The sequence below is a fragment of the Marisediminicola sp. LYQ85 genome, from assembly GCF_046600695.1.
Classification (GTDB): Bacteria; Actinomycetota; Actinomycetes; order Actinomycetales; family Microbacteriaceae; genus Marisediminicola.
Genome location: NZ_JBKIWO010000001.1, coordinates 1,275,366 through 1,295,997, shown reverse-complemented (window position 1 = coordinate 1,295,997; position 20,632 = coordinate 1,275,366). Strand labels below are relative to the sequence as shown.

At 67.0% G+C, this 20,632-nt stretch carries 22 protein-coding genes; 18 read left to right on the top strand and 4 right to left on the bottom strand.

Annotation, left to right across the window (positions count from 1 at the left end):
* Position 1: 1 nt before the first annotated feature.
* The 4 genes from thrB to prmC all read left to right on the top strand — a co-directional run bounded on the left by thrB (position 2) and on the right by prmC (position 5,380).
* A complete protein-coding gene (thrB, locus tag ACLHG5_RS06015; protein WP_411318118.1) occupies positions 2-949 on the top strand; it encodes a homoserine kinase in 948 nt (315 codons plus the stop codon).
* A gap of 232 nt (positions 950-1,181) precedes the next feature.
* Positions 1,182-3,434: a transcription termination factor Rho gene (gene rho / locus ACLHG5_RS06010; protein ID WP_411318419.1), complete on the top strand. Its 2,253-nt coding sequence runs from the start codon at positions 1,182-1,184 to the stop codon at positions 3,432-3,434.
* 3 nt (positions 3,435-3,437) lie between these two features.
* On the top strand, positions 3,438-4,520 hold the full coding sequence (gene prfA / locus ACLHG5_RS06005; RefSeq protein WP_411318117.1) for a peptide chain release factor 1: 1,083 nt from the start codon (positions 3,438-3,440) through the stop codon (positions 4,518-4,520).
* Positions 4,517-5,380: a peptide chain release factor N(5)-glutamine methyltransferase gene (gene prmC / locus ACLHG5_RS06000; RefSeq protein WP_411318116.1), complete on the top strand. Its 864-nt coding sequence runs from the start codon at positions 4,517-4,519 to the stop codon at positions 5,378-5,380. The genes prfA and prmC overlap by 4 nt, the downstream gene beginning before the upstream one ends.
* On the opposite strand, the gene ACLHG5_RS05995 is transcribed toward prmC, so the two are convergent.
* On the bottom strand, positions 5,377-6,003 hold the full coding sequence (locus tag ACLHG5_RS05995; RefSeq protein WP_411318115.1) for an HAD-IA family hydrolase: 627 nt from the start codon (positions 6,001-6,003) through the stop codon (positions 5,377-5,379). The two genes, prmC and ACLHG5_RS05995, sit on opposite strands and share 4 nt — an antisense overlap.
* A 140-nt stretch (positions 6,004-6,143) precedes the next feature.
* Between ACLHG5_RS05995 and ACLHG5_RS05990 the strand changes: the two genes are divergently transcribed.
* From ACLHG5_RS05990 to ACLHG5_RS05930, 13 genes are all read left to right on the top strand, one after another.
* A complete protein-coding gene (locus ACLHG5_RS05990; RefSeq protein WP_411315063.1) occupies positions 6,144-6,866 on the top strand; it encodes an L-threonylcarbamoyladenylate synthase in 723 nt (240 codons plus the stop codon).
* 2 nt (positions 6,867-6,868) lie between these two features.
* Entirely contained in the window at positions 6,869-8,137 is a 1,269-nt protein-coding gene (locus tag ACLHG5_RS05985) for an MraY family glycosyltransferase (protein ID WP_411316288.1), read from the top strand.
* Positions 8,138-8,159: 22 nt separating this feature from the next.
* Positions 8,160-8,588, top strand: a complete 429-nt coding sequence (locus tag ACLHG5_RS05980) for a hypothetical protein (protein ID WP_411315064.1) — start codon at positions 8,160-8,162, stop codon at positions 8,586-8,588.
* A gap of 138 nt (positions 8,589-8,726) precedes the next feature.
* Positions 8,727-9,545: a F0F1 ATP synthase subunit A gene (gene atpB / locus ACLHG5_RS05975; protein ID WP_411318114.1), complete on the top strand. Its 819-nt coding sequence runs from the start codon at positions 8,727-8,729 to the stop codon at positions 9,543-9,545.
* A gap of 50 nt (positions 9,546-9,595) precedes the next feature.
* On the top strand, positions 9,596-9,823 hold the full coding sequence (gene atpE / locus ACLHG5_RS05970; RefSeq protein WP_411315066.1) for an ATP synthase F0 subunit C: 228 nt from the start codon (positions 9,596-9,598) through the stop codon (positions 9,821-9,823).
* 8 nt (positions 9,824-9,831) lie between these two features.
* The gene (locus tag ACLHG5_RS05965; RefSeq protein ID WP_411318113.1) at positions 9,832-10,401 is read left to right on the top strand and encodes a F0F1 ATP synthase subunit B; all 570 of its coding nucleotides are present in this window, start codon (positions 9,832-9,834) and stop codon (positions 10,399-10,401) included.
* Positions 10,402-10,403: 2 nt separating this feature from the next.
* Positions 10,404-11,201: a F0F1 ATP synthase subunit delta gene (locus tag ACLHG5_RS05960; RefSeq protein WP_411318112.1), complete on the top strand. Its 798-nt coding sequence runs from the start codon at positions 10,404-10,406 to the stop codon at positions 11,199-11,201.
* A 72-nt stretch (positions 11,202-11,273) separates the two neighbouring features.
* Positions 11,274-12,911, top strand: a complete 1,638-nt coding sequence (gene atpA / locus ACLHG5_RS05955) for a F0F1 ATP synthase subunit alpha (protein WP_411318111.1) — start codon at positions 11,274-11,276, stop codon at positions 12,909-12,911.
* A 1-nt stretch (position 12,912) separates the two neighbouring features.
* Positions 12,913-13,812, top strand: a complete 900-nt coding sequence (locus ACLHG5_RS05950; protein WP_411315070.1) for a F0F1 ATP synthase subunit gamma — start codon at positions 12,913-12,915, stop codon at positions 13,810-13,812.
* 34 nt (positions 13,813-13,846) lie between these two features.
* Positions 13,847-15,322 carry a F0F1 ATP synthase subunit beta gene (gene atpD, locus ACLHG5_RS05945; RefSeq protein ID WP_411315071.1) on the top strand — a complete coding sequence of 492 codons (1,476 nt, stop codon included), beginning with the start codon at positions 13,847-13,849 and terminating at the stop codon, positions 15,320-15,322.
* A gap of 2 nt (positions 15,323-15,324) precedes the next feature.
* A complete protein-coding gene (locus ACLHG5_RS05940) occupies positions 15,325-15,609 on the top strand; it encodes a F0F1 ATP synthase subunit epsilon (protein ID WP_411315072.1) in 285 nt (94 codons plus the stop codon).
* A 3-nt stretch (positions 15,610-15,612) separates the two neighbouring features.
* Positions 15,613-16,134, top strand: coding sequence for an AAA family ATPase (locus ACLHG5_RS05935; protein WP_411315073.1), 522 nt, complete (start codon positions 15,613-15,615; stop codon positions 16,132-16,134).
* 33 nt (positions 16,135-16,167) lie between these two features.
* The gene (locus ACLHG5_RS05930; RefSeq protein ID WP_411315074.1) at positions 16,168-16,944 is read left to right on the top strand and encodes a YaaA family protein; all 777 of its coding nucleotides are present in this window, start codon (positions 16,168-16,170) and stop codon (positions 16,942-16,944) included.
* Between the two features lie 10 nt (positions 16,945-16,954).
* Here the strand turns inward: ACLHG5_RS05930 and ACLHG5_RS05925 are convergent, their stop codons facing one another.
* The gene (locus ACLHG5_RS05925; RefSeq protein WP_411318110.1) at positions 16,955-17,497 is read right to left on the bottom strand and encodes a methylated-DNA--[protein]-cysteine S-methyltransferase; all 543 of its coding nucleotides are present in this window, start codon (positions 17,495-17,497) and stop codon (positions 16,955-16,957) included.
* 160 nt (positions 17,498-17,657) lie between these two features.
* On the opposite strand from ACLHG5_RS05925, the gene ACLHG5_RS05920 reads away from it, so the two are divergent.
* On the top strand, positions 17,658-18,620 hold the full coding sequence (locus tag ACLHG5_RS05920; protein WP_411318109.1) for an aldo/keto reductase: 963 nt from the start codon (positions 17,658-17,660) through the stop codon (positions 18,618-18,620).
* Positions 18,621-18,660: 40 nt separating this feature from the next.
* Here the strand turns inward: ACLHG5_RS05920 and ACLHG5_RS05915 are convergent, their stop codons facing one another.
* Positions 18,661-20,076 carry an aspartate aminotransferase family protein gene (locus ACLHG5_RS05915; RefSeq protein WP_411318108.1) on the bottom strand — a complete coding sequence of 472 codons (1,416 nt, stop codon included), beginning with the start codon at positions 20,074-20,076 and terminating at the stop codon, positions 18,661-18,663.
* Between the two features lie 2 nt (positions 20,077-20,078).
* Complete coding sequence (locus ACLHG5_RS05910) at positions 20,079-20,561, bottom strand: Lrp/AsnC family transcriptional regulator (RefSeq protein ID WP_411315078.1); 483 nt, start codon at positions 20,559-20,561, stop codon at positions 20,079-20,081.
* Between the last annotated feature and the right edge of the window lie 71 nt (positions 20,562-20,632).

The following is a 20,632-nucleotide window of genomic DNA, read 5'->3' as shown; positions in this document are numbered from 1 at the left end:
CATGACCGATTCGCCGCTCGCGCGCGGCCTCGCGGTGACCGTCAAGGTCCCCGCGACGACGGCGAACCTCGGACCGGGGTTCGACACCCTCGGCCTCGCGCTCTCCCTCTACGACGAGCTCACGGTGACCGTGCGTGACGAGCCGGGGTCGACCGTGACGGTCGTCGGTGTCGGTGCCGGAGAGGTGCCGACGGATGACGACAATCTCGTCGTTCGGGCCATCCGCCATGTCTTCGACGCCTACGGGGTTCCGTCGCCGGGGCTCGATCTCGTCGCGCGCAACGCGATCCCGCACGGGAGGGGACTCGGGTCGTCCGGCGCGGCGATCGTGTCGGGCATCATGGCGGCCAAGGGCCTCCTCGAGTCGATCGTCGACATCGACTCCCGCGCCCTGCTCGCCCTCGCGACCGATCTCGAGGGGCACCCCGACAACGTCGCCCCCGCCCTCTTCGGCGGTTTGACGATCGCGTGGACCGGTGTCGACGGCCCGCAGTACAAGAAGCTCATGGTGCACCGCGGTGTCTCGCCGCTCATCTGTGTGCCGGAGAGCACGATGTCGACCGCTCTCGCCCGCAGCCTCCGACCGGCGTCGGTGCCACACGAAGACGCGATCTTCAACGTCTCCCGCTCCGCGCTCCTCATCGCCGCGCTCATCCAGAGTCCGGAACTGCTGCTCGCGGCGACGGAGGACCGATTGCATCAGAGCTACCGCGCCGCGGCGATGCCCGGCACCGATTCGCTCATCACCGAATTGCGCTCGCACGGCCTCGCCGCCGTCGTGTCGGGGGCCGGGCCGTCGATCCTCGTGCTGTGCAGCGACCCCGCCCAGAGGCTCGAGGCGGCGGCGGTCGTCGCGGCGCATCCGGCGACTCGCTGGGAGTCCCTCATGCTGGCCGTCGACTTCAAAGGTGCTACAGTAAATGCGCACCCGGCGGGGGCGTTGGCCTAGCCAACAGCACTGCCCTAACCCGCAGCTCGGCCATGTCGGTCCATCAGACCAACCGCCTCGCCCGGAGCACTTTCCATCAGCAATCGCTTTCGGCGGATCCCGCCGGCGCAGTCAGAACTGTGCACCACGCCCAGTCGCTGCTCGCGATGAGCTTCCCCCCGTCACCTTCTCGTGCGGGAGAAAAGGACCATACTCCGTGTCTGACGTCAACGACCGTGCCCCTCTGAGCGCCATGCGCCTCCCCGAACTGCAAGCCCTCGCGTCGAGCCTCGGCATCGCCGGAACCTCCAAACTCCGCAAGGGTGACCTCGTCGCCGCGATCACCGAGATCCAGAACCAGAACCCCGGCTCAGCTCCGTCGACCACGTCGTCGACCGAGGCCGGGTCGGGCGCCCCGGCGCCCACCGAGATCCCCGTGAGCGTCGACAGCGTGCCCGCCACGACCGACGCGGCAGACGCCGCAGCGGTCTCCGCGCCGGCCGCCCGCAAGCGCGCCCCGCGCCGCGCGAGTGCCGCGGCGGGAGTCATCGTGACCGCCGAGCAGCCGGCGGCCGACGTCGCGCCCGCGACGAGTGCCGCTCCCGCCCAGTCCGACGAGCGCCTCCCGGCACTCGGCCACGTGAACCGCACCGATGCCGGCCGTTCGGCCGACGCGGGCGCCGCATCCGCGATCCTCGACGGCCTCTCCGACTCGGATGTCTCCGCTGCATCCTCCGACTCGACGGCGACGTCCGACTCCGCTGCAACGTCCGGATCGGACGCCTCGACGGGCGCGGGTTCGGCGTCGGGCTCGACCATCCCCGAGGTGGAACTGCCTCCGCGTCGCTCGCGCCAGGGCGGCCGCCGCGCCACGAACGTCGAGGTGCCCGTCGAGCTCCCCGAGGGGCCGACCTCGTCGGACTCGTCGAACGGTGACTCCGACGACCAGCAGCCGCAGCGAAACGGTCGTGGTCGTGGCCGTGGCCGCGGCGACCGCCAGCAGAACGGCGACCGCCAGCAGAACGACGGCCAGCAGAAGAACGGCCAGCAGGCCGGCCAGCAGAAGAACGGCCAGCAGAACGATGCCGCCGTGAACGACGCGACCGACGAACAGCCGGAAGAGGGCGGACGTCGCCGTGGCCGCGGTCGCGGCGACCGCGACTCCAACCGCGACGACCGCCAACAGGGCGACCGCCAGCAGAACGATCGCGGTGACCGCCAGCAGAACCAGAACGACCGTGACCGTCAGCAGGGCGAGGGTGACAACGAGCGTGGAGGCCGCGGACGCTATCGCGACCGCAAGCGCCGCGGCCCCGGTTCGGGAGACGATTTCGAGCCCGAGATCAGCGACGACGACGTGCTCATCCCCGTCGCGGGCATCCTCGACGTGCTCGACAACTACGCGTTCGTTCGCACGAGCGGATACCTGCCGGGCAACAACGACGTCTACGTCTCCCTCGGACAGGTGAAGAAGTACCACTTGCGCAAGGGCGACGCCGTCGTCGGCGCGATCCGCCAGCCCCGCGAGAACGACAACAACGGTCGCCAGAAGTACAACGCGATCGTCAAGATCGACTCGATCAACGGTCTCCCCGTCGACGAAGCGGCTGAGCGTGTCGAATTCGGCAACCTGACCCCGCTCTACCCGCAGGAGCGACTGCGCCTCGAGACCGAGTCGGGCAAGCTCACGACGCGCATCATCGATCTCGTCTCGCCCATCGGCAAGGGTCAGCGCGGCCTCATCGTCTCGCCGCCCAAGGCGGGCAAGACCCTCGTGCTCCAGGCCATCGCGAACGCGATCGCCAAGAACAACCCCGAGGTGCACCTCATGGTCGTTCTCGTCGACGAGCGACCCGAAGAGGTCACCGACATGCAGCGCACCGTCAAGGGCGAGGTCATCGCCTCGACCTTCGACCGCCCGGCCGAAGATCACACGACGGTCGCCGAGCTCGCGATCGAGCGCGCGAAGCGACTCGTGGAGCTCGGCCACGATGTCGTCGTGCTGCTCGACTCGATCACGCGGCTCGGTCGCGCATACAACCTCGCGGCTCCCGCGTCGGGGCGCATCCTCTCGGGCGGTGTCGACTCGTCGGCGCTCTACCCGCCCAAGCGCTTCTTCGGCGCGGCCCGCAACATCGAAGACGGTGGCTCGCTCACGATCCTCGCGACCGCTCTCGTCGAGACGGGCTCCAAGATGGACGAGGTGATCTTCGAGGAGTTCAAGGGCACGGGCAACATGGAGTTGCGCCTCTCGCGCCAGCTCGCCGACAAGCGCATCTTCCCCGCGGTCGACGTCAACGCCTCAGGTACCCGTCGCGAAGAGATGCTCATGGGCGCCGACGAGACCAAGATCAACTGGAAGTTGCGCCGCGCGCTCGCCGGACTCGAGACCCAGCAGGCCCTCGAGCTCGTCCTCACGAGGCTCAAGGACACCGCGAGCAACGTCGAGTTCCTCATGCAGGTTCAGAAGTCGATGCCCGCGGCACCGGGAACAGACAAGGACTGAGTCGTGTTCGAGTCGGTGCAGACCCTGCTGACCGAGCACGACGAGCTCCAGGAGCAGCTCGCTGATCCTGCTCTCCACTCGGATCCGGTTCGGTCGAAGAAGGTCAATCGGCGATACGCGGAACTCGCGCGCATCGTCGCGGTCTACCACCAGTGGCAGCAGCTCGGCGACGATCTCGCCGCCGCGACGGAGATGGCTGCGGAGGACACCTCGTTCGCCGAGGAGATCCCCGCGCTCACGACCGAGCACGAGCGCGCGTCGGAGACGCTCAGGCGTCTCCTGATCCCGCGTGACCCCAACGACGGACGCGACGTCATCATGGAGATCAAGATGGGGGAGGGGGGAGCCGAATCCGCCCTCTTCGCGGGCGACCTCTTGCGCATGTACCTGCACTACGCCGAGTCGAAGCGTTGGAAGACCGAGATCATCGAGCAGACCTCGAGCGACCTCGGCGGCATCAAAGACGTGCAGCTCGCGATCAAAGGGTCGTCGTCGGACCCCGCCGAGGGAGTCTGGGCGCACCTGAAGTACGAGGGCGGCGTGCATCGCGTGCAGCGCGTGCCCGCGACCGAGTCGCAGGGCCGCATCCACACGTCGGCGGCAGGCGTTCTCGTCTTCCCCGAGGTCGATGAGCCCGAAGAGGTCGACATCAGCGCCAACGACCTCAAGATCGACGTCTACCGCTCGAGCGGCCCCGGCGGTCAGTCCGTCAACACGACCGACTCCGCCGTGCGCATCACCCACCTTCCGACGGGCATCGTCGTCGCGATGCAGAACGAGAAGAGCCAGCTGCAGAACCGCGAGGCCGGAATGCGCGTGCTTCGAGCCCGCGTGCTCGCGCGCCAGCAGGAGGAGTTGGATGCCGAGGCGAGCGCCGTGCGCAAGAGCCAGATCCGCACGATGGATCGTTCGGAGCGCATCCGCACCTACAACTTCCCGGAGAACCGGATCGCCGACCACCGCACGGGATACAAGGCCTACAACCTCGACGCCGTCATGAACGGGGCTCTCGAACCCGTCGTGGAGTCGTGCATCCTCGCCGACGAGGAATCGCGACTCGCCGAACTCGGAGACTCCCCGGCGTGAGCGGCGACGAGCTCGCCGCGGTGCGCTCGGCGGCGATCTCCCTTCTCACGCGCGCGGGCATCGCGACGCCCGATGTCGACGCCGAGCTGCTCATCGGCCACGTGCTCGACGCGAGCCGCGGCCGAGTGCAAGCGGCGGCACTCGCGGGTGCCGCCGTGACCGAGGCCGAGGGTGCGCGCATCCGCAGTGCCGTCGAACGGCGCGCCGCGCGCGAACCCCTCCAGCACATCACGGGCCTCGCTCCGTTCAGATCCATCGAGCTGCGCGTGGGGCCGGGAGTCTTCGTGCCCCGCCCCGAAAGCGAGACCGTCGCGCAATACGCGATCGATGCCCTCACGGCAGCGGCCACGACCGACCCTGTCGGGGTCGACCTCGGAACCGGGTCGGGGGCCATCGCTCTCGCCATGGCGACGGAGGTCGGCCACTCCCGCGTCTACGGGGTCGAGAACTCGGCGCGCGCGTTCGTGTGGACCAAACAGAACTTCCGGCGCATCGCACCCGACAACGCGACCCCTGTCTTCGTCGACCTCGCGCAGGCGCTGCCCGAGCTCGACGGCGCCGTCGACGTCGTCGTCTCGAATCCGCCGTACATCCCCCTCGGAGCCGTTCCCCGCGATCCCGAGGTGAGGCTCTTCGACCCCGAGCACGCTCTCTACGGCGGCGCCGACGGGCTCGACGTCGTGCGCAGCGTCTCGGCGACGGCGAGGCGCCTCCTGCGCGCCGGCGGCACCCTCGTGCTCGAGCACGGCGAAGTGCAGGGAGCGGACATCCGAGAGCTCCTCACCGTCGACGGCTGGAATGCGGCGGCGACCCACACCGACCTGCTCGGCCGCGACCGCGCGACCACGGCCATCCGCTAGGCGCGTTCGTCGCCCGGTCTCGCCCGGGCGAACTCCGTGATCGCGGTGGACATCTCCTCGCCGGTCGTGAAGACGTGCCCCGTGATGCCGACCGACTCGGCCGCCGCGACATTCTCAACGAGGTCGTCCGCGAAGAACGCGTCGGTCGCGTCGACCCCGTATGCCTCGAGCACCCTCTCGAAGACGACGGGATCGGGCTTGCGGGCCCGATAGTCGCTCGTCGTGTGCAAGTGGTCGCCGAAGAGCTCGACGAGGTGCGGAGCGATGGTCGGCAGGTGGTGTGCCGTGAGAGCACCGTTGTTGGTCAGAAGTGTCACGCGTCCGAGCCTCGCGGCGAGACGCACGGCGTCGAGCGACGCCGGAATGGGCTCCATGGCGCTCGCGCGCGCGGCGACCCACGCCTGCTCGTCGACTCGACGCCCGATCGCCGCCTCGAACGCGGCGAGATAGTCGCTCGAGGTCGTCCAGGCTCCCGCTTCGGCCGCGCGCTCCCCGGTGTCGTGCCACCACCGGGCCTTGAGCTCGTCGACACTCAGGCCGACCTCCCGGCTGAGCGCCGCCATCCGAGTGCGCCAGTCGTAGCGGTAGAGCACTTCGTCCATGTCGAAGATGAACAGGAGCACGGAGACCTCGCAGTCGAGCGCGAATCGGGGATGTCCGGCGCGATCCGAGTGTATCCGGGCACCCGCGCGCACGCCGTCGACCGGTCGCGGGGGCGGCGCTCCGCGGTCGTCCGTCCCTCGGCGGCTACGATGTACTCGACATGGCGACGATCTTCGACTGCTCGGACAACTCCGAGCTCCTCACCGGCATGCGCCTCGCACGAGTCGCGCTCGGGCGCGGGGAGCTCGTCGTGTTCCCCACCGACACCGTCTACGGCATCGCTGCCGACGCCTTCTCGCCCGCGGCCGTGCAACGGCTCCTCGACGCGAAGGGACGCACGCGCGCCGCCCCCGTGGCCGTGCTCGTGCCGAGCGTCGCGACTCTCGATGCTCTCGCAGAGGAAGTGCACGACGACGTCCGCGCTCTCGTCGATGCTTTCTGGCCCGGCGGGCTCACCGTCATCGTGCCCGCCCGCTCCTCCCTCGCGTGGGACCTCGGCGAGACCGGGGGGACCGTGGGGCTGCGCATGCCCGACGATGCGCTCGCCCTCGAACTCCTCGCCGAGACCGGACCACTCGCGGTCTCGTCGGCGAACATCTCGGGTGAGCCCGCGGCGATGTCCGCCGTCGAAGCCGAGCGGATGCTCGGCGACTCCGTCGCGGTCTACCTCGAGCGCGGCGCAAGCGGTGTCTCGGGCGCCGCCGCGCGCGACGGAGGCGATGCCTCCGCGAGCACCGCGGCGACGGGGTCGACGATCGTCGACGCGACGCGTCTCGGGGAGCCGGGGGGCACCGTCACGATCGTGCGCCACGGGGCGATCCCCGACGAGAAGATCTTCGAGGTCCTCGCGCGCTCGGCTCCGTCGACGGAATCGCCCTCGTGAGCATCACCTACTACGTGCTCGCGGCGGGGATCTCCGCCGTCATCACCTTCACTCTCGCCATCGCGATCCTCAAGCTGAGCCAGCACTACCGGCTCTACCCGAAGATCCGCGAGCGCGACGTGCACACGCGCCCCACCCCCAGGCTCGGCGGAGTCGCGATGTTCCTCGGCATCGTCACGGCGTTCTGGGTCGCGTCGCAGCTCAGACAGTTCGACCTCATCTTCTCCGACCCCGGCCCCGTCATCGCAATCCTCATCGCGGCGTTCATGATCGTGCTCATCGGCGTCGCCGACGACGTCTGGGACCTCGACTGGCTCACGAAGCTCGCGGGACAACTCGTGGCCGCGGGCATCCTGGTCTCGCAGGGGGTGCAGCTCGTCACCCTCCCCATCGAGGGCGTGCTCATCGTGCCGCCGCTCCTGGGGCTCGGGCTCACCGTCATCGCGGTCGTGCTCGTGATGAACGCGGTCAACTTCATCGACGGTCTCGACGGTCTCGTCGCGGGCGTCGTGCTCATCGCCAACGCCGTGTTCTTCGTCTACAGCTACATCCTCAACACGTCGCTCCAGACGCAATCCGAGTACTTCAACCTCGCCTCGCTCATCAGTGCCGTGCTCATCGGCGCATGCGTCGGATTCCTGCCGCTCAATTGGCACCCCGCCAAGATGTTCATGGGGGATGCCGGCGCGCTCCTCGTAGGGCTCCTCATGGCGGCCTCCGCGGTCGCGGTCACGGGGCAGATCGACACGGGCATCATCACGTCGGGCCGTCAACTGCTCCCGGCCTTCCTGCCGATCCTGCTGCCCCTCGCCGTGCTCGTCGTGCCGCTCCTCGACTTCGCCCTCGCCGTCTCGAGGCGCGTGAGCGCGGGCAAATCACCGTTCAGTGCCGACCGCAAACACTTGCACCACCGGTTGCTCGACATGGGGCACAGCCACTTCCACGCCGTGCTCATCTTCTACGCGTGGACGACGGTCGTCTCCATAGGCTTCCTGTCGTTCCTGTTCCTGCCGCCGTGGCTGTCGATCACGTTCATCGTCGTCGGGTTCATCGTGTGCACCCTCATCACTCTCGCCCCGCTCACGCGCCGCAAGGCGATCGAGGCAGCCGTGCAGCGGTCGGGGGCCGAGGAGACCGCGGCAGCGCACGCCGAACAGTTCGACCCGCTCGACGAAGCCGCGAATGCCACGGGGGAGCTCGACGACGTCGTGCGCGACAACCCCGAGGCCTCGACGGTGCTCGACGCCCTGCGGCGCAAGAACCGACCATGACGACCACGACCCCGGAGACACCATGAACTCGTCGACAGTATTCCGTCGCATCCTCACCTACACGCTCATCATCGCGGCGGCCATCCTCGTCGTCGGGGGAGGGGTCGGCTACCTCGTCGCGGGGATGCCGGGGCTCATCAGCGCCGGGATCGGTGTCGGCATCACGGTGGCACTCTCGGCCATCACGATCGGAAGCATCGCGATCGCCTCGAACGGGAGCGTCAACATGTTCTTCGCGACCGTGCTCGGGGCGTGGATCGTCAAAGCGATCGTCTTCATCGCCATCCTCGCGCTCTTGCGCGACCAGCCCTTCGTCAACGGCCCCGTGCTGTTCTTCTCGATCGTCGCGGCGGTCACGGGAACCCTTGCCGTGGATGTCATCGTCGTGCTCAAATCGCGCATGCCCTACGTCGACCAGTCGGCGGGTTCCGGAGACCCCGCGGGTCGATGACCAACCCCAAGTATTGATAGGCTCTACACGGCCGCAAAATTCCTCTCACGAGGTGGCCTACATTCCCCCGTCAGCTTCCGCGAAGCCTCCCGAGGCCCGCGCCCGCCACAACAGGAGACATTGCCGTTGGTTCTGTTCATGACCGCGACATCAACTGCGCTGGCGGCTTCTGCTGCTGGCGGCGACGGTTTCTATCCTCCGGGGCTCGAAGAGTTCTTCCCGGCCGGGATCTTCTTCGTCGGTACCCCCTTCGAGATGAACCGGATCGTTCTCGTCCGCATCCTCGCCGTCGCCGTACTGCTGCTCCTGTTCTACATCGGGTTGCGCAAGGCGCGTCGCGTGCCGACACGGCGTCAGGGGCTCGTGGAGCTCGCCGTCGGGTTCGTCAAGACGAACTTCGCCGACGACGTGTTGGGCGAACAAGTGGGTCGCCGCTACATGCCGCTGCTCACGGGAACCTTCTTCGGCATCCTCGCGATGAACCTCACCGGGATCATCCCGGCGCTCAACATCGCGAGCACGTCGATCTTCATCATGCCGCTGACGTTCGCCCTCGCTGTCTACGTGGCGTTCATCTACGCGGGCATCAAGAAGCACGGCGGATTCTCGTTCTTCCGCAACCAGCTCTTCCTGCCCGGTGTGCCGTGGCCGATGCACTTCATCCTCGCCCCGGTCGAGCTCATCAACGTGTTCATCGTTAGGCCGCTGTCGCTGTCGCTCCGACTCATGCTCAACATGCTCGTCGGTCACCTCCTCATGGTGCTGTGCTTCTCCGCCACCCACTTCTTCTTCGTCACCGGCGAAGACCTCGGCATCCTGAGCGTGTTCGGTGTCGTCACCCTCGCAGCAGGCGTCGTCATGACCCTGTTCGAATTCGTCATCGCCATCCTGCAGGCCTACGTCTTCACTCTGCTCACGGCCGTCTACATCCAGCAGTCCGTCGCCGAAGAGCACTGAACCGACGAGAAGACCGACCGGTCTTCTCGCCCTATGAAAGGAAATCCACAGTGGATCCAGTCACCCTCGCCCAGCTCACCGGAAACATCAACACCATCGGCTACGGCCTCGCCGCGATCGGCCCCGGAATCGGTGTCGGTATCGTCGCAGGTAAGACCGTCGAGGCCATGGCGCGCCAGCCCGAGATGGCCGGCCAGCTCCGTGTCACGATGTTCCTGGGTATCGCGTTCGCCGAGCTCCTCGGCCTCATCGGTGTCGCCCTCTTCTTCATCGGCTGATCCGACCCATGATCATCTCCAGTCACGCAGAAGGCGAGGTGCCCGAGGGCATCGCGATCTTCTTCCCCGCGGTCTACGACATCATCTGGTCGCTCGTGCCGTTCGCGCTCATCATGGTCTTCTTCTGGAAGTTCGTGATCCCGCGCGTCAACACGATCCTCGACGACCGTGCCGCCGTGATCGAAGGCGGCATCGCGAAAGCCGAGTCGGTTCAGGCCGAGGCGGCTGCCGCACTCGATGAGTACAACACTCAGCTCGCCGAGGGGCGCGCCGAGGCCGCGAAGATCCGCGAGCAGGCTCGCGTCGAGGGTCAGCAGATCCTCGCCGAGCTCAAAGAGCAAGCGGCGAACGAAGCGGCTCGCATCACGGCGAACGCGCACGTGCAGATCGAGGCCGAGCGTCAAGCCGCCCTCGTTTCGCTCCGTGCGGAGATCGGTTCGCTCGCCATCGACCTCGCCTCCGGTGTCATCGGGGAGAACCTCTCCGACGACGCCAAGTCGACGGCGATGGTCGACCGGTTCCTCGCCGAACTCGAAGCATCCGACAGCGCTACGGCGTCAGAGAACACAGGCAGGTAGTCATGGGGTCAGCGACCAGGCAAGCGCTCGAATCGTCGAGAGCGGAACTCTCCGCGCTCAGCGACGGCGTCGATCTGGCCACTGCCGAGCAGCTCTTCGCAGCCGCTCGGGCTATCGGTGGTTCGCTTCAACTGCGGGCGCTGCTCGCGGATGCGGCGACCGAGGCCGCTGACAAGCGCACGATCGCCGAGCGCGTGTTCTCCTCGTCTCTCGCGCCAACCGCCCTCGGTCTCCTGGCTTCGGCCGCGAGCAAGCGGTGGTCGAGCGACGACGACCTGCTCGCGGGCATCGAGGAGATCGGCATCCGCGCGGCCGCCGTGTCGGCAGACCCCGCGGTGCACATCGAGGCGGAGCTCTTCGCATTCGCCGCGGCGGTGCGGTCGGACTCCGAGCTCGAACTCGCTGTCGGAAGCAAGCTCGGCGACACGGCATCGAAGGTCCAGCTCGTGACGACGCTCCTGCAGAGCAAAGTCTCCCCGCAGACTCTCGCCATCATCAGCCAGCTCGTGCAGCAACCTCGCGGTCGCCGCATCGGTGCGGCGGTGCGCTACGCGGCATCCGTCGTCGCCGACCAGGCTGGCCTCGCTGTCGCGACGGTCACGAGCGCGAGGCCCATCGGCGAACAGCAGCTCGTGCGACTGCAGCAGGGACTCTCGAAGACCTACGGGATGCAATTGCGCCTCAACCCCGTAGTCGACCCCGCCGTCATCGGCGGGATCCGCGTTCAGGTCGGCGACGACGTGATCGACGGAAGCGTGAGCTCGAAACTCAACGACCTCAGGCTCCAGCTCGCAGGTTGACGCGGACGCTGCGGCGTCCACACCCACAGGATTCGAGACCGCGAAGGTCTCGTGAATAAGACAGGAAGAACGATGGCAGAAGTAACGATCAGCCCAGACGAGATCCGCGACGCCCTCAAGGGCTTCGTCAAGGCCTACGACCCGAGCAAGGCGTCGACGACCGAGGTCGGCTACGTCACGGATGCCTCGGACGGCATCGCCCACGTCGAGGGACTCCCCGGCGTCATGGCGAACGAGCTCATCAAGTTCGCCGACGGCACCCTGGGCCTCGCCCAGAACCTCGACGAGAACGAGATCGGTGTCGTCGTGCTCGGCGAGTTCACCGGGATCGAAGAGGGCATGGAGGTCACCCGCACGGGCGAGGTCCTCTCCGTGCCCGTCGGTGACGGTTACCTCGGTCGCGTCGTCGATCCTCTCGGAAACCCCATGGACGGACTCGGCGACGTCGCCTCCACCGGCCGCCGCGCTCTCGAGCTCCAGGCGCCCGGCGTCATGCAGCGCAAGAGCGTGCACGAGCCTATGCAGACGGGCATCAAGGCGATCGACGCCATGATCCCGATCGGCCGCGGACAGCGTCAGCTCATCATCGGCGACCGCCAGACCGGTAAGACGGCGATCGCGCTCGACACGATCATCAACCAGAAGGCCAACTGGGAGTCGGGAGACCCCTCGAAGCAGGTGCGCTGCATCTACGTCGCCATCGGGCAGAAGGGGTCGACGATCGCGGGGATCAAGGGCGCGCTCGAAGACGCCGGAGCCATGGAGTACACGACGATCGTCGCGAGCCCCGCTTCGGACCCCGCGGGCTTCAAGTACCTCGCGCCCTACACCGGTTCGGCCATCGGCCAGCACTGGATGTACGACGGCAAGCACGTTCTCATCATTTTCGACGACCTTTCGAAGCAAGCCGAGGCATACCGCGCCGTGTCGCTCCTCCTGCGTCGTCCGCCGGGACGCGAGGCGTATCCCGGAGACGTCTTCTACCTGCACTCGCGTCTGCTCGAGCGTTGCGCGAAGCTCTCCGACGAGCTCGGCGCGGGATCGATGACGGGACTCCCGATCATCGAGACCAAGGCCAACGACGTCTCGGCTTACATCCCGACCAACGTGATCTCGATCACCGACGGCCAGATCTTCCTGCAGTCCGATCTCTTCAACGCCAACCAGCGCCCCGCGGTCGACGTCGGGATCTCGGTGTCGCGAGTCGGTGGTGACGCTCAGGTCAAGTCGATCAAGAAGGTCTCGGGAACGCTCAAGCTCGAGCTGGCCCAGTACCGCTCGCTCGAGGCGTTCGCGATGTTCGCCTCCGACCTCGACGCCACGAGCCGCCGCCAGCTCGCTCGCGGTGCTCGACTCACCGAGCTCTTGCGTCAGCCGCAGTACTCGCCGTACCCCGTCGAGGAGCAGGTCGTCTCGATCTGGGCCGGAACCAACGGCAAGCTCGACGAGGTCCCCGTTCCCGACGTCCTGCGCTTCGAACGCGAGCTCATCGACTACCTCGGTCGCAACACCGACGTGCTCTCGACGCTCCGTGAGACCAACGTGTTGAGCGACGAGACGGTCACCGCCCTCGGCGAGGGTGTCGACAAGTTCAAGCTCGAGTTCCAGACCGGCGAAGGCAAGTCCCTCGCCTCGGTCGGCAAGGAAGAGTTCGAGTCTGCCGACGAAGAAGACGTGAACCAGGAGAAAATCGTCAAGGGTCGCCGCTGATATGGGAGCACAACTCCGGGTCTACACGCAGAAGATCAAATCTGCGCAGACGACCAAGAAGATCACGAGGGCGATGGAGTTGATCTCCGCCTCGCGCATCCAGAAAGCGCAGCAGCGTGTCGCCGCGTCGGGACCATACTCGCGTGCCGTCACGCGAGCGGTCTCGGCGGTCGCGACCTACTCCAACACCGATCACATCCTCACGACGGAGCCGGAGAAGGTCGAGCGCGCCGCGGTCGTCATCTTCGCGTCGGACCGGGGACTCGCGGGTGCCTTCAGCTCCAACGCGATCAAGGCAGCCGAAGAGCTCACGGCTCTCCTGCGCAGCCAGGGCAAAGAGGTCGTGTACTACCTCGTCGGTCGCAAGTCGGTCGCGTATTTCGCGTTCCGCCGTCGTGAGTCCGAGCAGCAGTGGATCGGGAGCACCGATCAGCCGCAGTTCGAGACCGCGAAGGAGATCGGTGACGCCCTCGTGGCGCGCTTCATCCAGCCGGCGTCCGAGGGCGGAGTCGACGAGATCCACATCGTCTACAACCGCTTCGTGAGCATGGTCACGCAGGTTCCCGAGGTCGTCCGACTGCTTCCGCTCGAGGTCGTCGAGGGTGTCGAGCAACCCGACGACACCGAGCTGCTTCCGCTCTACGACTTCGAACCCGACGCGACAGACGTGCTCGACGCGCTCCTGCCCGTCTACATCGAGAGCCGCATCTTCAACGCGATGCTGCAATCGGCGGCATCGGAGCACGCGGCTCGTCAGAAGGCCATGAAGTCGGCGTCGGACAACGCCGACACCCTGATCCGGGACTACACGCGGTTGCGCAACAACGCCCGCCAGTCCGAGATCACCCAGCAGATCGCCGAGATCGTGGGCGGCGCCGACGCCCTGAGCTCGTCCAAGTAGTAGACAGAGACCTAAGAAGAAGAGATGAGTAGCAATGACTGACACCGCAATCGCGCCGGTTTCGACCGAGACCCCGGCCGGGGTCGGACGCATCGCTCGCGTCACCGGACCGGTCGTCGACATCGAGTTCCCCCACGACTCGATCCCCGAGATCTACAACGCGCTCAAGACGACCATCACGATCGACGGTGACGCCACCGAGATCACGCTCGAGGTCGCGCAGCACCTCGGCGACGACCTCGTGCGCGCCATCGCGCTCAAGCCGACCGATGGTCTCGTGCGCGGCCAGGAGGTGCGCGACACCGGATCCGCCATCTCGGTCCCCGTCGGAGACGTCACCAAGGGCAAGGTCTTCAACGTCATCGGCGAGGTGCTCAACGCCGACGCCGACGGCACCATGAACGGTGAGAAGATCGAGATCACCGAGCGCTGGCCGATCCACCGCAAGCCCCCGGCCTTCGACCAGCTCGAGTCGAAGACCGAGCTCTTCGAGACCGGTATCAAGGTCATCGACCTCCTGACCCCCTACGTTCAGGGTGGAAAGATCGGCCTCTTCGGTGGTGCCGGTGTCGGCAAGACCGTGCTCATCCAGGAGATGATCCAGCGCGTCGCGCAAGACCACGGTGGTGTGTCGGTGTTCGCCGGTGTCGGTGAGCGCACCCGTGAGGGCAACGACCTCATCATGGAGATGGAAGAGGCGGGCGTCTTCGACAAGACCGCGCTCGTGTTCGGCCAGATGGACGAGCCGCCGGGAACCCGTCTTCGCGTGGCCCTCTCGGCGCTGACGATGGCGGAGTACTTCCGCGACGTGCAGAAGCAAGACGTGTTGCTCTTCATCGACAACATCTTCCGCTTCACGCAGGCCGGTTCCGAGGTGTCGACTCTGCTCGGTCGTATGCCGTCGGCCGTGGGATACCAGCCGAACCTCGCCGACGAGATGGGCATCCTGCAGGAGCGCATCACCTCGACGCGTGGTCACTCGATCACGTCGCTCCAGGCGATCTACGTTCCCGCGGACGACTACACCGACCCCGCGCCGGCCACGACGTTCGCCCACCTCGACGCGACGACCGAGCTCAGCCGCGAGATCGCGTCGAAGGGCCTCTACCCGGCCGTCGACCCGCTCACCTCGACGAGCCGCATCCTCGACCCCCGCTACCTGGGTGAGGACCACTACCGCGTCGCCGTGAGCGTCAAGCAGATCCTCCAGAAGAACAAGGAACTGCAGGAGATCATCGCGATCCTCGGTGTCGACGAGCTCAGCGAAGAAGACAAGATCACCGTCTCGCGCGCACGCCGCATCCAGCAGTTCCTCTCGCAGAACACCTACATGGCGAAGAAGTTCACCGGTGTCGAGGGATCGACCGTTCCGCTCAAAGACACGATCGAGTCGTTCGACGCGATCGTCAAGGGCGACTTCGACAGCGTCGCCGAGCAGGCGTTCTTCAACGTCGGATCGATCTCCGACGTCGAAGAGAAGTGGGCTCAGATCCAGAAAGAGAACGACTAGTCATGGCAGACGTCTCCGCTCGCGGCGGACTGACTGTCAGCGTCGTCGCGGCCGACCAGGAGATCTGGACCGGCCGCGCGACGATGGTCGTCGCACGCACGACCGAGGGTGAGATCGGGATCCTTCCGGGTCACGAGCCGCTCCTCGCGATCCTCGCGGCCGGTGAGGTGCGGGTGTCGGATGTCGGCGGGAGCACGATCACCGCTAATGCGGAAGACGGCTTCCTCTCGGTGGCCCAGGATGTCGTCACGATCGTCGCGCGCAACGCGGCACTCGTTCGGGCATAGCCCATGCTCATCGCGATGGCGGGACTCCCCGGCACGGGGAAGAGCACGATGGCGGGGCTCATCGGCTCGCAATTGCGCGCCGCCGTCGTGTCGGTCGATCCGATCGAAGCCGCGATCCTCGAGGCGGGCATCGCGCAGGACCAACCGACCGGTCTCGCCGCCTATCTCGTCGCCGAGACGATCGCCGAGTCTGTGCTCGGCGCGGGTCAGAGCATCGTCGTCGACGCGGTCAACGCCGTCGCGCCCGCTCGGGAGCAGTGGGTCGACCTCGCCCGCAAGCACGGCACGGAGCTCCGCTTCGTCGAGGTGACGTGTTCCGACAGCGAACTCCATCGCACGCGACTGCTCGCGCGCAATCGCAATCTGCCGCACGCCGGCGAGCCCAATTGGCACGCGGTCGAGCAGAGCCTCGACGAGTACGACGAGTGGACGGGTGCGAGCGCCGCGGTCAAGCGCATCACGCTCGACACCTCTGCGCCGGTGCAGGCGAACGCCGAGGCGGCTCTCGCCTTCCTCACCGACTGAGCCGTCGCTTTCTCGAATATCCGCCGCACGACGATGCTCATTCTGTTGCCTCCGTCGGAGACGAAGCGCGACGGTGGCGACGTCGACCGGCGGCTCGCGCTCGACGCCTTGAGCTACCGCGAGTTGACGCCGGTGCGGCGCGCGACCATCGCGCGTCTGCGCGCGGTGTCGCGCACGATTTCGGGCGGTCTCACCGCTCTCAAGCTCAGCGCGGGGCAGCGTGTCGAGGTCGATCGCAATCGTGCCCTCGGGTCGAGCGCCACGATGGCCGCTGTGGACCGCTACACGGGTGTTCTCTACGACGCGCTCGACTCGGCATCCCTCTCGAGCGAGGCGCGTTCTCTCGCGGGAGAGGCCGTCGTCATCCACTCGGCGCTCTTCGGATTCGTCGGTGCTCTCGACCCCATTCCGGCCTATCGTCTATCGCACGACTCGCGCTTGCCCGGTTCGTCTCTCGCGTCGGTGTGGCGGGAGCCTCTCGCCCACATCCTCGATCAGACGTCGGGGCTCGTGCTCGACCTGAGGTCGGAGTCGTATTCCTCGATGGGTCCGCTCGCAAGCGGCGCCGATCGGTGGTTCGTGAGGGTCGTCGCTCGCGGGGAGGACGGGGTCGGCCGGGCCCTCAACCACTTCAACAAGAAAGGGAAGGGCCAGTTCGTGCGGCGCATCCTCGAGGCCGGCATCGACCACGCGAACACGGACTCGCTGCTCGCGTGGGCGGCAGCCTCGGAAATCGACCTCGAGTTCGGTGACCGCCCGGGTGAACTGAATCTCGCGGTCGCGAACACGGTGGCAGGGTCGGCTCGGTGACCGCGCGCCGCTAACGGTGGGCGATGCCCTCGTGGTCGAGGAGCCAGACCTTGGTGGGCACGCCGTCGCCGGCGCTGTACCCCGTGATCTTCTTGTTCGTCGCGAGAACGCGATGGCACCCGACGATGATCGGCACCGGGTTGGCTCCGATGGCGCCGCCGACCGCTCTCCCCGCCGTCGGACGGCCCGTCGCGCGGCCGATGCTCCCGTAGGACTCGACCTCCCCGAAGGGGATGGCCTGCAGTCGCTCCCACACGGCCCGACGGAACGGGGTGCCCTCGAGCGCCACGGGCACATCGAAGGTGGTGCGTTCGCCCGCGAAGTACTCGGTGAGTTGCGCGATCGCGGAATCGAGCACCGCGCATGGGATGTCGTCGACACCGTCGTGGGGGAGTGCGCCGCCGCTCTCGATCGCGAGAGCCGTCACAGCCTCACCATCGCTCGTGACCTCGATGCGGCCGAGGGGGCTCGACATGCGGGCGACGAAGAACTCGCCGGGAGAACCTGTGGTGGGAGCGGAGCCGCTTTCGGGAGCGGAGATCGTGGTCGTCATGTGCACGACTGTAGCCGCGCCCGACACCAGCGGATCGCGGGAATCGGACATCGCGAGTCGTGCACCGCGGAGGGCGACCGGGGAGGAGAAGAAGCACGTCTCCACCGGCACGTCCCCACCGGCACTGCCCCACCGACCCCGCGCGATCTACGCTGGAGCCATGCCAGACATCGACTACCGCCCGCTCGGTCGCTCCGGCCTCGTCGTGTCGACGATCGGGATCGGATGCAACAACTTCGGACGCCCGAAGACGCGCACCGAGACCCAGGAGGGCACGAACGCGGTCGTGCACGCGGCGATCGACGCGGGGGTCACCCTCTTCGACACCGCGGACATCTACGGCGGGGAGCGCGGCCTGAGCGAGACGCTCATGGGCAAGGCCCTCGCGGGTCGCCGCGATGACATCGTGCTCGCGAGCAAGTTCGGCCTCGACATGCAGGGGGCGAACGGGCCGGACTGGGGTGCGCGGGCGTCGCGTCGCTACGTGCGCATTGCCGTCGAGGCATCGCTGCGCCGCCTGCAGACCGAGTGGATCGACCTCTACCAGCTGCACACGCCCGATCCGATCACCCCGATCGACGAGACCCTCTCGGTCCTCGACGATCTCGTGCGCGAGGGCAAGATCCGCTATCTCGGCCACTCGAACCTCGCGGGCTGGCAGATCGCGGAAGCCGAATTCGTGGCCAGACAGAGCGGGGCGACACCGTTCGTCTCGGCTCAGAACGAATACAGCCTGCTCGAGCGATCGGTGGAGCGCGACGTGCTCCCCGCGGTCCGGGCATACGGCCTCGGCTTCCTCCCGTACTTCCCGCTCTACAACGGCCTCTTCACGGGTAAGTTCTCACGCTCAGGCGGGCCGGCCGACAGTCGGATCATGCACACCCGGCCGCACATCCTCGAGAACGCGCCGTGGGATGTCCTCGACGCCTACGCGGTGTTCTGCGCGGATCGCGGCGTCACGATGCTCGAGGCGACCTTCGCGTGGTTGCTCGCCCAGCCGGGCCTCACGAGCGTGATCGCGGGAGCGACGAGCCCCGAGCAGATCATCGCCAATGCGACCGCGTCGACGGCGTGGTCGCCCTCCGTGGACGACGTCGCCGAGATCTCCCGCATCTTCGCGTGACCCGGATGCCGCGCGCATCACCTCACGGGGTGCCTCTGCGCTAGAGCCTGGCCCACGCCTCCGTGAGCACCGACCGCAGGATCTGTTCGATCTCGTCGAATTGCTCCGGCCCCGTCGTGAGCGGCGGTGCGAGTTGCACGACAGGGTCGCCGCGATCGTCGGCACGGCAGTAGAGCCCCGCGTCGAAGAGCGCTTTCGACATGAAGCCCCGCAGGAGTCGCTCCGACTCGTCGGCGTCGAAAGTCTCTTTCGTCGCCTTGTCTTTCACGAGCTCGATGCCGAAGAAGTACCCGTCTCCGCGCACGTCGCCGACGATCGGGAGGTCGAGGAGTTTCTCGAGGGTCGATCGGAAGACCGGCGAGTTCTGTCGAACCCGCTCGTTGAGTTTCTCCTCCTCGAAGATGTCGAGGTTGGCGAGGGCCACGGCCGCCGACACCGGATGACCGCCGAACGTATAGCCGTGGTAGAACGCGGTGTCTCCGTGCTTGAACGGCTCGTAGATCCTGTCGCTCACGATCGTCGCGCCGATCGGGGAGTAACCGCTCGTCATCCCCTTCGCGCACGTGATCATGTCGGGGACGAAGCCGTAGGCGTCGCACGCGAAGAACTCGCCGATGCGACCGAAAGCGCAGATCACCTCGTCGCTCACGAGCAGAACGTCGTAGGTGTCGCAGATCTCGCGAACCCGCTGGAAGTATCCGGGCGGGGGCGGAAAACATCCGCCGCTGTTCTGAACGGGTTCGAGGAAGACCGCGGCCACCGTCTCGGGCCCCTCGAACAGGATCATCTCCTCGATGCGATTCGCCGCCCACTGGCCGAAGGCGTCGAGGTCGTCGGCGTGCTCGGGCGCGCGGTAGAAGTTGGTGTTGGGAACGCGGAAGCCTCCGGGGGTGACGGGCTCGAACATCTCCTTCATCGCGGGGATGCCGGTGATGGCGAGGGCGCCCTGGGGTGTGCCGTGGTAGGCGACCGCACGGGAGATGACCTTGTGCTTCGTCGGGCGACCCTGGAGCTTCCAGTAGTACTTCGCGAGCTTGAACGCCGTCTCGACTGCTTCACCGCCCCCCGTCGAGAAGAACACGCGATTGAGGTCGCCCGGGGCGTAGCCCGCGAGACGATCAGCGAGTTCGATCGCCGACGGGTGCGCGTAGGACCACAGCGGGAAGAACGCGAGCTCCTCCGCCTGCTTGGCCGCGACCTCGGCGAGTCTCTTGCGACCGTGGCCCGCGTTGACGACGAAGAGTCCACTGAGGCCGTCGAGATATCGCTTGCCCCGGCTGTCCCAGATGTGATGTCCCTCACCCTTGACGATGACGGGGACCCCGTGGCCCTCCTCCATCACGGACTGCCGGGTGAAGTGCATCCACAGGTGGTCTTTGGCCTTCTGCTGAAGCATTGCTTCCGCGTCCGACGGCGTGCCGTCTGCGGGCAGTGCGGGAGTCTCCGTCGTCGTCATGGTTATCGCGTTCCCCAGTTGTAGAACTGCTTCTGCAGTTTCAGATAGACGAAGGTCTCGGTCGAGCGCACGCCCTCGATGCTGCGGATGCGCTTGTTGAGGAGTTCGATGAGCTCGTCGTCGTTCTCGCACACGATCTCGGCGAGGATGTCGAAGCTGCCCGCCGTCAAGACGACGTAGTCGACGGCGTCGATCTCGCTGAGCTTCTCGGCGACCTTCGTCGTATCGCCCGCGACGCGGACCCCGATCATCGCCTGGCGGAAGAATCCGAGCTGCATGGGATCGGTCACGGCGACGACTTGCATGACCCCCGAGTCGGTGAGTTTCTGAACCCGTTGCCGCACGGCCGCCTCGCTGAGCCCGACGGCCTTGCCGATCTCGGCGTACGACCGGCGACCGTCGGTCTGCAGTTGCTCGATGATCCCCTTCGACACGTCGTCGAGTTGCGCGGGCTTGGGTCCCGGCGGGCGGCTTGATGATGGCATGATCCGATTGTGTCAGTGCAAGGGGCGCCCATCAAGCGGATCCGCACTACACAGACCATTCGACGACGAAA

Coding starts and splice junctions, on each gene's coding strand:
- thrB (WP_411318118.1), top strand. CDS start 2: ATGACCGATTCGCCGCTCGCGCGCGGCCTCGCGGTGACCGTCAAGGTC.
- rho (WP_411318419.1), top strand. CDS start 1,182: ATGCGCCTCCCCGAACTGCAAGCCCTCGCGTCGAGCCTCGGCATCGCC.
- ACLHG5_RS05990 (WP_411315063.1), top strand. CDS start 6,144: ATGGCGACGATCTTCGACTGCTCGGACAACTCCGAGCTCCTCACCGGC.
- ACLHG5_RS05980 (WP_411315064.1), top strand. CDS start 8,160: ATGAACTCGTCGACAGTATTCCGTCGCATCCTCACCTACACGCTCATC.
- atpB (WP_411318114.1), top strand. CDS start 8,727: ATGACCGCGACATCAACTGCGCTGGCGGCTTCTGCTGCTGGCGGCGAC.
- ACLHG5_RS05965 (WP_411318113.1), top strand. CDS start 9,832: ATGATCATCTCCAGTCACGCAGAAGGCGAGGTGCCCGAGGGCATCGCG.
- ACLHG5_RS05960 (WP_411318112.1), top strand. CDS start 10,404: ATGGGGTCAGCGACCAGGCAAGCGCTCGAATCGTCGAGAGCGGAACTC.
- atpA (WP_411318111.1), top strand. CDS start 11,274: ATGGCAGAAGTAACGATCAGCCCAGACGAGATCCGCGACGCCCTCAAG.
- ACLHG5_RS05950 (WP_411315070.1), top strand. CDS start 12,913: ATGGGAGCACAACTCCGGGTCTACACGCAGAAGATCAAATCTGCGCAG.
- atpD (WP_411315071.1), top strand. CDS start 13,847: ATGACTGACACCGCAATCGCGCCGGTTTCGACCGAGACCCCGGCCGGG.
- ACLHG5_RS05940 (WP_411315072.1), top strand. CDS start 15,325: ATGGCAGACGTCTCCGCTCGCGGCGGACTGACTGTCAGCGTCGTCGCG.
- ACLHG5_RS05935 (WP_411315073.1), top strand. CDS start 15,613: ATGCTCATCGCGATGGCGGGACTCCCCGGCACGGGGAAGAGCACGATG.
- ACLHG5_RS05930 (WP_411315074.1), top strand. CDS start 16,168: ATGCTCATTCTGTTGCCTCCGTCGGAGACGAAGCGCGACGGTGGCGAC.
- ACLHG5_RS05925 (WP_411318110.1), bottom strand. CDS start 17,497: ATGACGACCACGATCTCCGCTCCCGAAAGCGGCTCCGCTCCCACCACA.
- ACLHG5_RS05920 (WP_411318109.1), top strand. CDS start 17,658: ATGCCAGACATCGACTACCGCCCGCTCGGTCGCTCCGGCCTCGTCGTG.
- ACLHG5_RS05915 (WP_411318108.1), bottom strand. CDS start 20,076: ATGACGACGACGGAGACTCCCGCACTGCCCGCAGACGGCACGCCGTCG.
- ACLHG5_RS05910 (WP_411315078.1), bottom strand. CDS start 20,561: ATGCCATCATCAAGCCGCCCGCCGGGACCCAAGCCCGCGCAACTCGAC.